At 47.6% G+C, this 13,271-nt stretch carries 11 protein-coding genes and 1 pseudogene; 3 read left to right on the top strand and 9 right to left on the bottom strand.

Annotated elements, in window-relative coordinates; translation table 11 throughout:
• Window positions 1-40: 40 nt before the first annotated feature.
• The 3 genes from PCO85_02385 to PCO85_02395 all read right to left on the bottom strand — a co-directional run bounded on the left by PCO85_02385 (window position 41) and on the right by PCO85_02395 (window position 1,580).
• Window positions 41-370 (bottom strand): Cro/Cl family transcriptional regulator, encoded by a 330-nt coding sequence (locus PCO85_02385; protein WJV54344.1) that lies wholly within the window; start codon window positions 368-370, stop codon window positions 41-43.
• Between the two features lie 285 nt (window positions 371-655).
• Window positions 656-1,210: a glycine zipper family protein gene (locus PCO85_02390; GenBank protein WJV54345.1), complete on the bottom strand. Its 555-nt coding sequence runs from the start codon at window positions 1,208-1,210 to the stop codon at window positions 656-658.
• Between the two features lie 40 nt (window positions 1,211-1,250).
• Window positions 1,251-1,580: a hypothetical protein gene (locus PCO85_02395; GenBank protein ID WJV54346.1), complete on the bottom strand. Its 330-nt coding sequence runs from the start codon at window positions 1,578-1,580 to the stop codon at window positions 1,251-1,253.
• 608 nt (window positions 1,581-2,188) lie between these two features.
• On the opposite strand from PCO85_02395, the gene PCO85_02400 reads away from it, so the two are divergent.
• Complete coding sequence (locus tag PCO85_02400) at window positions 2,189-3,592, top strand: MFS transporter (GenBank protein ID WJV54347.1); 1,404 nt, start codon at window positions 2,189-2,191, stop codon at window positions 3,590-3,592.
• A gap of 160 nt (window positions 3,593-3,752) precedes the next feature.
• Here the strand turns inward: PCO85_02400 and PCO85_02405 are convergent, their stop codons facing one another.
• The 5 genes and pseudogenes from PCO85_02405 to PCO85_02425 form a co-directional block, all read right to left on the bottom strand.
• Window positions 3,753-4,988 (bottom strand): glycoside hydrolase family 30 beta sandwich domain-containing protein, encoded by a 1,236-nt coding sequence (locus PCO85_02405; GenBank protein WJV54348.1) that lies wholly within the window; start codon window positions 4,986-4,988, stop codon window positions 3,753-3,755.
• 866 nt (window positions 4,989-5,854) lie between these two features.
• The gene (locus PCO85_02410; GenBank protein ID WJV54349.1) at window positions 5,855-7,156 is read right to left on the bottom strand and encodes an anaerobic C4-dicarboxylate transporter; all 1,302 of its coding nucleotides are present in this window, start codon (window positions 7,154-7,156) and stop codon (window positions 5,855-5,857) included.
• A gap of 323 nt (window positions 7,157-7,479) precedes the next feature.
• Window positions 7,480-8,919, bottom strand: a complete 1,440-nt coding sequence (gene aspA, locus PCO85_02415; protein WJV54350.1) for an aspartate ammonia-lyase — start codon at window positions 8,917-8,919, stop codon at window positions 7,480-7,482.
• A 266-nt stretch (window positions 8,920-9,185) separates the two neighbouring features.
• Entirely contained in the window at window positions 9,186-10,166 is a 981-nt protein-coding gene (locus PCO85_02420) for a LysR family transcriptional regulator (GenBank protein WJV54351.1), read from the bottom strand.
• A gap of 200 nt (window positions 10,167-10,366) precedes the next feature.
• Window positions 10,367-10,665: pseudogene (locus tag PCO85_02425) on the bottom strand (hypothetical protein).
• A gap of 725 nt (window positions 10,666-11,390) precedes the next feature.
• Here PCO85_02425 and PCO85_02430 point away from each other — a divergent pair.
• Window positions 11,391-11,858: a mobile mystery protein A gene (locus PCO85_02430; protein ID WJV54352.1), complete on the top strand. Its 468-nt coding sequence runs from the start codon at window positions 11,391-11,393 to the stop codon at window positions 11,856-11,858.
• A complete protein-coding gene (locus PCO85_02435) occupies window positions 11,855-12,466 on the top strand; it encodes a mobile mystery protein B (protein ID WJV54353.1) in 612 nt (203 codons plus the stop codon). Before PCO85_02430 ends, PCO85_02435 begins: the two co-directional genes overlap by 4 nt.
• 154 nt (window positions 12,467-12,620) lie before the next feature.
• On the opposite strand, the gene PCO85_02440 is transcribed toward PCO85_02435, so the two are convergent.
• Complete coding sequence (locus tag PCO85_02440) at window positions 12,621-13,151, bottom strand: chorismate mutase (protein ID WJV54354.1); 531 nt, start codon at window positions 13,149-13,151, stop codon at window positions 12,621-12,623.
• Between the last annotated feature and the right edge of the window lie 120 nt (window positions 13,152-13,271).

A 13,271-nucleotide genomic window follows, 5' to 3' on the forward strand; every position in this document is an offset into this window, starting at 1 on the left:
TAGAGGGACACGTTATCCGTTCGCCCCCACTTTCCCCCGTTTAATCCCCCATCTTATTCCGTTGCGATAACGGCGTGATCCGTTCCCCCTCAAAGGCGATCAGGCCATCTTTTTCCAGTTTGTCCAGCCAGCGGGTGAACTTCTTGTTCACATCAAAGCCCATTGCCCGCATGTCGTCACGCACCAATGAACGAGTACAGCCTTCGCCGTTGGCCGTGCGTGAGCGAATAGCCTGCCAGAGGGCAAAATGGTTTTCCGTCAGCCGAGGGATACCGGCTAAATCGGGATCGCTGGCAGCCTCATCCTCTCTGACTTCACGGCCTTCATCGTTCAGCGCCAGCGAAGTGATTTGGTCGTCATCATCGTCCACGTACAGATCGGCAGCATTCAGGTCATAGGCGCGACGCGGCAGTTATTCCACTTCCTTCATCTTGGTGCGACTGAGGATCAACGCGCCGCCATCACCTTCACGTCTGACGTTAAATTCCACGTCCAGCGAGGCACGGAAGACGCTGGAGCCCCGGGTCCCTTTGTCCTGACCTTTGCCAGAATGATGAATAATCAGCCGGTGGCCTGTGTTGCTGCTTTAATCGCGTCATACCCCTGAATGAGATGAGAATACGCCCATGTTCTTAGCTGCGTTCATACGTGAATACTACTGTGGAGGATAATCTGGCGGTACCGCTGAGGCGTTATTGTCATACCCACTACTGTTATAGTCTGGTGGCACGTCTGATGTGTTGGAAGGTTGATCCCAGGAATACGCTTGCGGAATTTTTTCTCCCTTCGCGTACATACATTGCATATAGATAGCATCAAACTGGTCTTGCAAGGTGCTTTGGGTACGCTCACCGTTACCACTGGCGATCGCTGATCCTATCAGCAAGCCACTGGCTGCGCCTACTGCCACACCATTGGCTGTACCTCTCGGTGCTCCGCTTGCTGCTCCCAATAGCGTTCCTGCTGCAGTACCAATAGCTGCGCCAGCGGCGGCAGTGCCTATACTTTGATTGTTGGCGGTGTTTGCCTCACCATTGAGCGAACGATAGGCCGTATTCTTACAGACGGCGTCGTCGGCCTGGAATTGCTCATAACTTTTACCATTACCGGGCAGGGATATCACTGTTGGTGCTGTAGGTGTGGATACGCACCCCGTTAGTTCGGCGCTCGCAAGTAGCACGATGCCGACTACTGCACAATTCTTTTTCATTCGCTAGTCCTTCCCCCTTCCTGATGAGACTTCATTGGTATTACGGTTTATCAGACACCACTTTCATCCACCCACTGGGGCAACGAGCGATTTTTGGGTAATACCCGGTTGGGTGGCGACAGTAATAATGGTACGTCGGTGTTTTTTCAACCCATACCTGAGGTTGCGGCGGCGGAGCATAAATCACTCTCGGCCTTGGGTCCGGCCTGACGACGACGACAGGTCCCGGATACCACATCGGTCCCCACCAACCAGGCCCTAGCCACGGACCAGGGCCTGGGCCAGGTGGCCCGGCGAAAGCTGATGCACTGAATCCTGCTGCAAACAGCGCTCCGGCAGCGAAAATAGCAAGTCCGGTATTTTTCCTCATATTCCCCTCCACAACACGTTACTTAAACAAGCAATAGGCCCTTAATCCACCACATTTCAGACATATCGCCGAGGCTGATGTAGTGTGTATGATCAGGTCAAAAAACTGTGTTGGCACATAAGCGCTATATGTGTGAATACAACATCAGCAATTCCTGGGGCTGTTCCCGCAAAAAAAAGATCAAGGCGGTAACGCTTATTCCATTCTACTCAGCGGCCAGTAATTGTTATTCAGCGGGGCATAAAGAAAGCGATAAGAGTATTTCAATGAGTTTTAAGTAGAAAATAGAATATAGGCAGTTTTAACGGGGCGACGCATAACCGGAGCTAAGATTCCGAAGAACGCTAAACCTCGGTCATTATGCCGGAAGGTCTCGCGCCGGGCTAGCCAGTAGGATGTTGTGCGGATTGATCACTGATGAAGTCACAGTACGACACTGGTGGATGGTTAACTGGCACCAACCGTATGATTAGCCCTGCGTGCTTATTGATTATCCCCCACATGCGGATGATTGCGCTTCCCAGTTAAACACAGTAGGGTAACAAAGATAAAAACGCACGGCGAATAACCGGGCTCGTACTTCACTCCTTTCGTATTCGGATCTTATCTTGAAATCTGTTTTTTCCAGTCAGGTGACGGTGTCCGTCGGCGACGGATTACCGATGCCAATGCGGATTGGCGCCATTCTCACTATTGCTTTCGGTATCACCATGGCGGTGCTGGACGGGGCGATCGTCAACGTAGCGTTGCCCACCATCGCCGCTGATTTTAATGCCAGCCCAGCGTCTTCGATCTGGGTGATTAATGCCTATCAACTGGCAATCACCATGACGTTGCTGCCGTTTTCATCGCTCGGCGATATCATTGGTTATCGCCGTATCTATATGGTAGGGCTGGTGTTGTTTACCCTGATGTCGCTGGTGTGTTCACTGTCGGATTCACTGACGACGCTGACGCTGGCGCGAATCCTGCAAGGTCTGGCGGCGGCGGCACTGATGAGTGTCAATATCGCGCTGGTCCGGCTGATTTACCCCAAGGACCGCTTAGGGCGAGGCATCGCGATCAATTCTCTGGTGGTGGCGGTGGCCAGTGCTGCTGGGCCGACCATTGCGGCAGGTATTTTGGGCATGGCGTCGTGGCAGTGGCTGTTTGCTATTAACGTGCCGTTCGGCATCGTAGCTCTGATATTAGGGTGGCGTTTTCTGCCGTGCAATGAAGGGCGGCGATCGTCGCGTTTCGACACACCGAGCGCACTGCTTAACGCGTTGACTTTTGGCCTATTCTTTATCGCGTTGGGGGGCTTTGCTCATAATCAGAATCTGTGGTTGGTGCTGGGAGAACTGATGCTGACACTGTTGGTCGGGCTTTATTTCTTCCGACGTCAGTTGAGCCAGACGTACCCGCTGTTGCCGGTGGACCTGCTACGGATCCCGGTGTTTGCGCTGTCGATGGGTACCTCAATCAGCTCTTTTTGTGCGCAGATGCTGGCGATGGTGTCGATTCCATTCTATTTTCAGAATACGCTGGGACTGAGTGAAATTGAAACCGGTTTATTGCTGACGCCCTGGCCACTGGCGATTATGGTGACGGCGCCGTTGGCGGGCAGGTTGCTGGAGCGTGTCAATGCTGGAATATTGTGTACCATCGGCCTGACGTTGTTCTCGCTGGGGCTCTTTTCGCTGGCTTGGTTGCCTGCCGCACCAGGTTATCTGGATATCTGTTTGCGTATGATATTGTGCGGCGTTGGCTTCGGATTGTTTCAGTCGCCGAATAACCACACTATTATCAGTGCCGCTCCCCGCCATCGTAGCGGCGGTGCCAGCGGCATGTTGGGCACCGCACGGCTGGTCGGACAAACGATGGGGGCGGCTCTGGTGGCGTTAATGTTCAACCAGTTTGGCGGGCAAGGCACTCACATTTCGCTGATTGCCGCAGGTACCTTTGCTGCGCTGGCGGCCGTAGTTAGTGGCCCGCGCATTTCCCGCATGAGCCGTTCGCTACTGAATCCTTAATTTATGTGCCGCCAGTCAATCATCATATCGGCGGCAATGTTTGAAATGTCGGTAATTTGCAAAAGCGTTGTGTTACCTGAAACGCTTGCTCAGTGTTGACCATGTTGGTGAACGCCTATCAACAGCCCACTTTTCGCGTCTTCACGTTAACGCCAACATGTTAATCACTGACAAACGTTGTGACGCTTTTGGGGTTCAACCATAATGTGGCTTTACCGCTACTTAACTGGGTATTACCGCCATAGCCGACATTGAGTGTTGCTGAAGTGCTATATTTTTTGAGCGCACTTACATTTGAGTTTGTAATATTCAGCGTTAGGCTTTGGTTTGAGTCGTTGGTGTTGACAGCAACGATAACCAATTTATCGTTAGATGCTCCCTTATAAGCTGTCAAATGAATATTGGATTGTGGATTTTCGGTCGCCTGAATACGCTGAAATCCAGGACGAACAAACTTGGCATATTGTGACATGACATAACCACGTTTACTTATATTGCCATCTTCAGTCATCAGACCATAAGAACGGCGAATGTACCACCAAACATAAGCATTAAAGTTGGCAACCATACTGTTATGCAGTTCGTTTGCGACATTTAGTGCAGATGTCCAGTCATTGCCAGATTGCTTTTCGTCAATCAAATGCTCAGTCATCCACACTTGTTTACCGGCGTTACGAGCTAAGGGATAGGCTGTTGGCGTCGTACCATAGAGATGTCCCCCTATAATCGACACATACTGAGACGCCGTACTATCGTTTAATACTGGATCGGTTAGTGAATGATTAAAATTTAGCGATTCCGCAATAATGACTTTGAGAGAGCCAAATCTTGAACCTTGTGATTTGATATAATTTTTAAAATCACCACCGCTCCATTCACAGGATTCATAAGCTGGTTGCCAGTCAGGCTCATTCTGTATTGAAATGGCATATAGTGGCGCACCATTGGTTTTCATATAACTTGCAAAATTGAGTAGATGAGTGGTGTAACCATAATAATAGGAAGGAAGTAACGTTCCTCCATTGATCAGACTGTTATTACTTTTCATATAGGCTGGCGGGCTCCAGGGCGTTGCCATCAGCGTTGCACCAAGAGCGTAAGCTTTACTTGCACTAGCAACCTGTAAGTTCCAGTGGCTGGAGTCTGGATCAATTCGCATCCGCATAATGGATAATCCCATTTGGCCGGAATTATTACCGAATGCAGTGTTAACTTGTGCTGTTGTTAGGTCATTAATCCAACCCGATCCATTCATACCGCCAAAGCCTCGAACAACTTGATATCCGACATCGGTATTAATATTTACGGTACTTGCATGAGCAGCCCCAGCCATGGCTAGAAATAAGGTCGCGGTATAACACAAGCGGCGATTCCATCGCCCTATATTTCTTTTCATAGTGTTTATTCCTTAATTTAATGGATTGTTTTCGACATAGATAGATTATCTGTCTCTCTATACACTCTGTCGTATAAGCGCTGAAATAAATTCACGTGGTCTATTTGTTACTTCTTTAATGGCAAGTTTATTTATAGTTTATGTTTGTTTTGGATTCTAGGTTTGTTTATATAAAAATGTCTATTTTTTTAACCTGAACCTGTTTTTTTGATATTATGGAATATTGTTCTGTTTTTTAATTTAATACCGTTAAATAAACCATCAGTCTTGGTTAGGTTAATGAGTTATGTTGGCATATGAGATCCTGTTCAGTCTGTATAATCACAGTCAGAGTAAATACTATAAATAATCATAATATTATCAAGATAATGGCTTAAGTAATGGCAGATCCTTTCAGGGTGACATAATATTAAATATAATAATTTCAGATAATTACTATGAATATAGTAAGCAATATAATAATTAAAAACTCCTATATCTTATTATGAATATAATGAGAAACGTAACTATTCAATAGCGTTTGACACGTGAAAATGGATGGTCCGGATACTTTGTCAGACGTACTATTTTTTATTACTGAGGTGTGGCGCTTTATGCACGATATTGGCCATTGGTTATCCGGCCGGATGTCATTGGGCGGATTATTTTGAATCTATTTTACCGTGATTAAATTTATTTACTAAAGCTGTGATTGTCTTGGTTTTAGGGGGTGTAATTGGCAACTGAGCGGAGCAGAAAGCTTGTCTTAATGTTTTCTGTCGACATGAAAAGCCAGTTTATTTTCTGGCTTTTCATGCGACGTCTTTAGCGCGTTGAAAGCGAACTTAATCAATGCAACAGGTATCTAGTGATTATTCCTCCACGGGCTACAGCAGAATATTGCCGAGAATAAACCCAAAGATGACAGAGAGCGTAATTGTCAGCACGCCCGGAATAATGAACGAGTGATTAAACACATATTTCCCGATGCGGGTTGATCCTGTGTCATCCATTTCTACGGCGGCCAGCAAGGTCGGGTAGGTTGGTAAGACGAACAGAGCAGATACCGCAGCGAATGACGCGACCGCTGTTACAGGAGAGACGCCGAGCAACAATGCGGCAGGCATCAATGCTTTGGCTGTTGCAGCCTGTGAATAGAGCAGCATGGAGGCAAAGAACAATACAATAGCCAGCATCCACGGGTAGCTTTGCAAGAGCGTTCCCGCTGTTTCCTGAATGTCGGTGATATGCGCTTTGACGAAGGTATCACCCAACCAGGCTACACCCATCACGCAGACACACGCACTCATCCCTGATTTGAATGTACTGGCTGACAGCACTCTGCTGGTATCAATTTTACAGGTGATGCAGATAAGCGTGGCGATCGTCAGCATGAACACTACGATTGCTTCATTCCGTGGTAATACAGGATGAGCAATCAGCTTGACGGTATCGCTGATCGCCGTGGCATAAAACACAACGGCGACAATGCCGAGCAAGAATAACAGTACAGACAGTTTTGCCCCAGGTTGTATCTCCTGCGTGCTTGTGCTGCGTAGCGTCACTTCGTGCTTTTTCAACCGTTCCAGATAAACCTCATCATCTTTCAGCTCTTTACCCAAAAAGTTGGTGACGATGGCGGTCAGCAAGACGGCGGCCAGCGTGGTGGGAATACAAATGCCCAACAGCATCAGGTAACTGACACCGTGCGGCTCCAGGATCCCGGCGACAAACACGACAGCCGCTGAAATAGGTGAGGCGGTAATCGCCACCTGAGAAGCGACAACGGCAATCGACAGTGGACGCGACGGCCTTATTCCTTGTTCTTTCGCCACTTCTGCAATTACTGGCAGCGTAGAGAACGCGGTATGCCCTGTACCGGCCAGCAGTGTCATGAAATAGGTTACCAGTGGAGCCAGAAAGGTAACGTACTTAGGCTGACGACGCAGCAGCTTTTCAGCCAAACTGACGAGATAATCCATACCGCCTGCCACTTGCATAGCGGCGATAGCGGCGATAACGGACATGATAATTTCGATGACATCAAAAGGGATCGCGCCCGGTTTTATGTGAAAGCCAAGAGTAAGAACCAATACTCCCAGTCCTCCGGCAAAACCGATGCCAATACCACCAAGGCGTGCGCCCAGGTAGATGGCAAGCAGCACGACAATGAGTTCCAAGACCAGCATACAATGCTCCTTAAAACAATTTAATATACCCGTGATCTTTCAAGTTGCAGGTGCGTTGGTATCACTCAATTACTCGGCCTATCCCTGGGTTTTGCCTCTTTGAGGCCGCTGGAAGCAGCGTTCAACTCTGTTCTTGGCAGATTTGTCACTCGAATTACTTACCTTGGTAAACGCATCGGGATTCCTTCACTTGCCACCTTCCTGCAACTCGAAATCTATTGGGTATATAGATATTATTTTGATTTTTATGGTTTTTTATTTTTTTAGTAAAGGCACAGGAATTGGATATCCCTGTGCCAGCCGTGGTGATTAAGAAAAGGTAGTTAAACGGATTCTTTTTCGTCAGTGCAGCGTTTCGCCTTATAGGCCGGATGCATCAGGTTTTGGATAGAGAAGATATCATCCAGTTCGCTTTCGGTTAGCAAGCCGCGCTCCAGTACCACTTCGCGTACGCTCTTACCGGTTTCGGCACAGATTTTCCCGACGATATCGCCGTTATGGTGGCCGATGAACGGGTTCAGGTACGTCACGATACCGATGGAGTTGAAGACATATGCTTCGCACACGCTCTTATTGGCAGTAATGCCGTTGACGCATTTTTCCAGCAAGTTACAGCATGCATTCGACAGAATCTTGATGGATTCAAACATGGCTTGGCCGATAACTGGCTCCATGACGTTTAACTGTAGCTGACCCGCTTCTGCCGCCATCGTCACGCAAGTGTCATTACCAATAACTTTGAAGCAGACTTGATTCACTACTTCCGGCACTACCGGGTTAACCTTGGCAGGCATAATGGAAGAACCGGCCTGCAACTCTGGCAGATTGATTTCGTTCAGACCGGCGCGCGGACCGGAAGAGAGTAGACGCAAGTCATTACAGATCTTCGACAGTTTTACGGCGAGACGTTTGAGTGCGCTGTGAACCATCACATAGGCACCGCAGTCGGACGTTGCTTCGATCAGATCTTCGGCAGGGACACAGGGTAATCCGCTGACTTTTGCCAGATGTTGTACCGCCAGGTGCTGGTACTCATCAGGGGTGTTCAGTCGTGTACCGATGGCTGTCGCGCCCAGATTTACTTCCAGCAGCAGTTCTGCGGTACGCAGCAGGTTTTTGTTTTCTTCTTTCAGCAGGATATTGAAGGCATGGAATTCCTGGCCCAGTGTCATCGGAACCGCATCCTGTAACTGGGTACGGCCCATTTTCAGGATAGTTTCAAATTCTTTGGCTTTACGTTCAAACCCTTGACCCAGTTGAGTGATCGCTTCCACCAGTTTCAGGATGGAGCTGTACACCGCGATGCGAAAGCCGGTCGGGTAGGCATCGTTGGTGGACTGGCATTTGTTCAGATGGTCGTTCGGATTGAGGTACTGATATTCGCCTTTTTTATGCCCCATTAACTCCAGACCAATGTTCGCCAGCACTTCATTGGTGTTCATATTTACTGATGTTCCCGCACCGCCTTGATAGACATCGACAGGAAACTGATCCAGACATTTGCCATTATTCAGTACTTCATCACAGGCTTGAATAATTGTGTCGGCAATTTTTCGTGGAATGGTTTTCAATTCCTGGTTTGCCAATGCTGCCGCTTTTTTCACCATTACCATAGCGCGCACAAATTCTGGAATATCGCTGATTGTGTTGTCGCTAATATAAAAGTTTTCAATAGCCCGAAGGGTATGGATCCCATAATACGCATTAGCAGGAACTTCACGAGTACCTAGTAGATCTTCTTCTATACGAATATTATTTGACATAACCATTATTCCTTTAACTTACTTGATTACATTGGATAGTATTAAAATCGCGAGTCGTTAATCAGTCACATTTGGAAATACGGCTCGTTGATTCATAGGGTGATACTCAGCCATCACGATTTCTCAGCAAATCATGATTGGGTAATTATTTTCATCAGGATGACTAGCCCCGACAAACGCGGGCGATTAATCTGCATCCTTATATCTTTCAATTCGTAGGTGTGCTGGTTGTAATGCTCCTAATTATTGAAGATGTAGTAAATATTCTATTCCGTGTTCTCTGAATTCATGGAAACCAGTTTTTCTATTCCCCGATTAAGGTTCTCCAGCTTTGGAATAAATACAGTTTTGATTATTTCATGTGTCACATCACAAGCTTCGTCAAAGAAAGCGCTGTACTCATCACGATGTCCGACAATATACAGCGACCGTTTTATATTCAGTTGTTCTGGCATATGCGTTAAAACCTGCCGGGAATAGGTTTCTGATTGCAGAAAACTGATTGGGCTGGTCACAGCCCAGCCGATACCTGCTGCCACCATCGACGTTAAAGTATCTGCGTTATCAAATTCGAGCATATTGGGGACACGAATATCGATTCTGCGTAGATAGCGTTCAATCTGCATGCCGATCTGTGAGTTTCGGTTAAACCTTACCAGCGGTAACGCGGCAGATAGTTCACGAATATCTTCTATTGTCTTGATACGTTTGCGGTAATCTGGGGGGGTAATAATGAAGTAACCTTCAGAGAACAGGCGATAACGCACCACACTGTCGGTATCTATCAATGGATCGCTGGTGACGATAAGATCCAGTTCACGCCGCATCAGTGCTTCACCCTGCTGTGGGCTTAATCCGGTACGAATCAGCAACTGGGATGAACTCTTCATCAGGCGTTTTGTGAACACCGAGCCACAAGTGATGGCAAAGGAGTCGACCAGACCGATGCGCAAGTCGGGTTTGATCCCTTTCCCAGCTTCCAGCACCTGTGCTTTCAGATTGGCGATCTCTTCAGTCAGTATTTCTCCCCGGTTTTTCAACGCAATGCCGTATGGCGTTAACACCACCGGGCGTCTTGCCCGATTGACCAACATGACGCCAAAATCCTCTTCCAATAGTCTGATCGTTTGTGAGACGGCAGACGGCGTCAGGCCTAATCGAGTCGCTGCCGCAGTCATGCTGCCTGCTTCCGCCATCGTCACAAAGACGTGGACGGCATACATATCGATCGATTTATTGGCTGACATTGTTCGTTTAACCATTTTTGTATTGTCTGCGGTGCAAGGTTCATGCTGGTTGAAGCACTGAGGTAAACCGGTAGTTTACCTCATAACGTCTTGCCCGCAGATGTGGTAACTGACGCCAGCTTAATAGGCTCATTTCAAAAAAAACACAGAACATATCACTGATTAATTTTTTCTTATAACTAGGTGTAGTTAATCTGAAGTTAGGGTGAGATGTGGCGTTCGGCCTGTTCACGGATTTCCAGCAGAGCCTGGATGAGGTGTGCGGTGGCGTTGAGGCAGGCGCTGAGTTGGGCGAGGCTTTCCGGTGGAATGGTGATGTTGTTTTCCAGCGTGTCGCCGAGGTAGTGGAGGCCGCGGCATAGGCCTTCGACGGATTCGGCGGCAATGGCACCGAGGTCGCAGAGTTGGACGTGATCGAGCTGTGAAAGGGGAGCGAGGCGATCAGGTCGCGGAAAAGGGTGATGGAGTTGTTGGAGGTTGTGGCGTGTGTGTCCGTTATGATTGTGTCTTCCATTGCTAGATATTTATGTCATCACGCCTTCAGGTTCCAAACTAAAGGTATGACCCAGACAGGTTTGGAACTCCGGATCTAGCGACCGGCCAACCTTGCGGTTGCCCTGCCTGAGCCACGAATAAAAGTGTGCACGTAGCCCCTGAAAAAACAAAGCGTTTTCAGTTCTAGATGTTCGGGGGTTCCAAGCCCGACCGAGGGTGTTGCCGCAGTACGTTTACTTTATTCTGGCGGCGTGAATGGTGAAAGTGGTTGGATGGATTTACAGCAGTGCTGTAGCCGGATTTGTAATGCGGTTCGCAAAAGCGAAGTAAAAGCCCGTAGCTGCCAGTCCGAGATATACGGGCCGACCACAGGGGTGAGGCGTCCCGCCGGGAGCCTCCCCCTGTGTTTCCCCTAATATGCAGCAGTGGTGTGTCTTTAGGCTTGTTGGCTACGGCGCGTTCGGCTTTGATCTGCGCCAGCAGTGCTTACTTAGCGAATTATGGAGAAAGCGGGTGAACGGATGGTGTGGGCTAACAATGCATGTTAAGGCTACAGCGATGCCTAATGAGCGGTCTTAGTCTTCACTTTCGGTAAGAAAATGTCGTGGTCTGCTCATCAGATTAAACCTATTTTATTGTATATACACAATGATATTTTATTTATTAATTGTATATATAATATTAATTACTGCATAATACATTTCATATTTAATATAAAAGGTATGGCGTATGTGGGATAAAAATCTACAAATCAAGCAGGTAGATAAAATTATTACTGAACTGAACTCCCGCAAAAAGATCCGCTTCCCTAAAAAGGGATGGATTAACTTGATTCGTACCTCGTTGGGTATGAGTACCCGCGCCCTTGGAGAACGAATTGGATTAAGTCAGTCTCGAATTTCGCTTATTGAGAAGGGCGAAGTTGAGGGCTCACTCACGTTAAACACCCTTGAGAAGGTCGCTGAGGGGCTGAATTGTGATGTGGTTTATTATTTTGTACCAAAAGAGGGCGATACGCTTGAAGGGTTAAGAGAGAAACAGGCTTTCAAAAAAGCCGATTTTCTTAACAGCTACACTGAAATTCATATGTCCCTGGAAAAGCAGTCGACTTCGCCAACTTTCCAGAGCACCAATAGAGACAAGATTAAAGAAGAACTTCTCAAAAAATGGCCACGTGATTTCTGGGATATAAAATGAGCGAAGGAATCAACGATAATCTGCCTGATGGTGCGACTGAACTCAGCCCAGATGATCTGGTAGGCCTTATTCCTTCTTATATCGAAACGCGAGAGGATCTGAATGAGTTCGAAAAATCTAACATACAACAAGCATTAACTTGGTTTCGCAGGCAAAAATTGACCTATACGGATGTTTTAACAGTAGATTTTTGCTTGCAGTTGCACTTTCAGATGTTTAATAAAACGTGGGAATGGGCAGGCCACTTACGGCAGAAAGAGGTGAACATCGGCAACACTCCACCACATATGATTTCTACGCAAGTACGGAATATTCTGGATAACGTCAAATTCTGGGTTGAAAATGAAACATTTCCGGTCGATGAGATTTGCCTGCGATTGCACCGGGATATTGTTTGGGTCCATCCTTTTCCCAATGGGAATGGGCGCCATTCACGCATATTTTGTGATGCCTTACGCGTTGTTTTGGGCTCAGGATTTTTTACATGGGGTAATGCTGGAAATGACCTGGTTTCACCGGATCAGCACCGGAAAGCGTACATTGACGCATTAAGAGAAGCTGACCGTGGGCAGTATGCTCGGCTAATCATCTTTGCCACGTTATCCTGAATTCAGAATTTACGTCTGATGCGATTAAGGTAAATTGTCGCATGGCATGTTCTCCGCGCATCCGGTATGACAACACCAAAAAGCATGTTACGGCATAAGTGAAAGGGGGATAGGTGGGCATCAGCCCCGGCACTGATTGCCGGGGGGAATATTTTTAATCCTTCTTCAGTTTCGCCTGTTTCAGTGCGGAAAGCAGTCGCTCTTTGTCGTGGTTACTGAGGTTTTTCTGGGAAATGACATGCATAAAGTGGCTGTGAGTCAGGCTATTCATATTGCCGTCTTTATGCAGTGTTTGGGCAATCTGTTGCAGAATGCTGCCATTGAGTTTGCCAAGCTGGACTCGAATATCGGCTAGTGGCCGGGGGTGCCAGCCATGCTCCGGCACGGACAGCCAGTCGGCGCGGTAGCGATACTGAATGGCTTTGGCCGCATCCATTTGTGTCTGGATGAAAGGCGTTATCGAATTGGCATCCAGCCCATATTGCGTGGCTTGTTGACGGCCAGCTTCGAGGACTTTGGCTTCTTGTTGTAAATCTTCTATCGCCAGATGGTGTTCGGCTTTATATCCTGCGACGTCTTTCATATAGCTCAGACGTTGGTCAATGAGCGACGACAAATCGGGTGCCGCACTGGCCAAAACACTGGTACTGATGAGGCAGGTTAAAAGGCACATTTTCCGTAACATATTGGCTCCTGGGTGGTGAGAGAAAGAAAACAGGTGGATGATAATAACGTTGTATTATTACATTCCAAATTAATTGAACCGGCCAATAAGTAACAAAAAGTATGATTGCTTTTCTGAGTT

The sequence above is a fragment of the Prodigiosinella aquatilis genome, assembly GCA_030388725.1.
Taxonomy (GTDB): domain Bacteria; phylum Pseudomonadota; class Gammaproteobacteria; order Enterobacterales; family Enterobacteriaceae; genus Prodigiosinella; species Prodigiosinella aquatilis.

Excerpts from the sequence above, each read along its gene's own strand:
- PCO85_02390 (WJV54345.1), bottom strand. The coding sequence starts at position 1,210 with ATGAAAAAGAATTGTGCAGTAGTCGGCATCGTGCTACTTGCGAGCGCC.
- PCO85_02395 (WJV54346.1), bottom strand. The coding sequence starts at position 1,580 with ATGAGGAAAAATACCGGACTTGCTATTTTCGCTGCCGGAGCGCTGTTT.
- PCO85_02405 (WJV54348.1), bottom strand. The coding sequence starts at position 4,988 with ATGAAAAGAAATATAGGGCGATGGAATCGCCGCTTGTGTTATACCGCG.
- PCO85_02410 (WJV54349.1), bottom strand. The coding sequence starts at position 7,156 with ATGCTGGTCTTGGAACTCATTGTCGTGCTGCTTGCCATCTACCTGGGC.
- aspA (WJV54350.1), bottom strand. The coding sequence starts at position 8,919 with ATGTCAAATAATATTCGTATAGAAGAAGATCTACTAGGTACTCGTGAA.
- PCO85_02420 (WJV54351.1), bottom strand. The coding sequence starts at position 10,166 with ATGTCAGCCAATAAATCGATCGATATGTATGCCGTCCACGTCTTTGTG.
- PCO85_02430 (WJV54352.1), top strand. The coding sequence starts at position 11,391 with ATGTGGGATAAAAATCTACAAATCAAGCAGGTAGATAAAATTATTACT.
- PCO85_02435 (WJV54353.1), top strand. The coding sequence starts at position 11,855 with ATGAGCGAAGGAATCAACGATAATCTGCCTGATGGTGCGACTGAACTC.
- PCO85_02440 (WJV54354.1), bottom strand. The coding sequence starts at position 13,151 with ATGTTACGGAAAATGTGCCTTTTAACCTGCCTCATCAGTACCAGTGTT.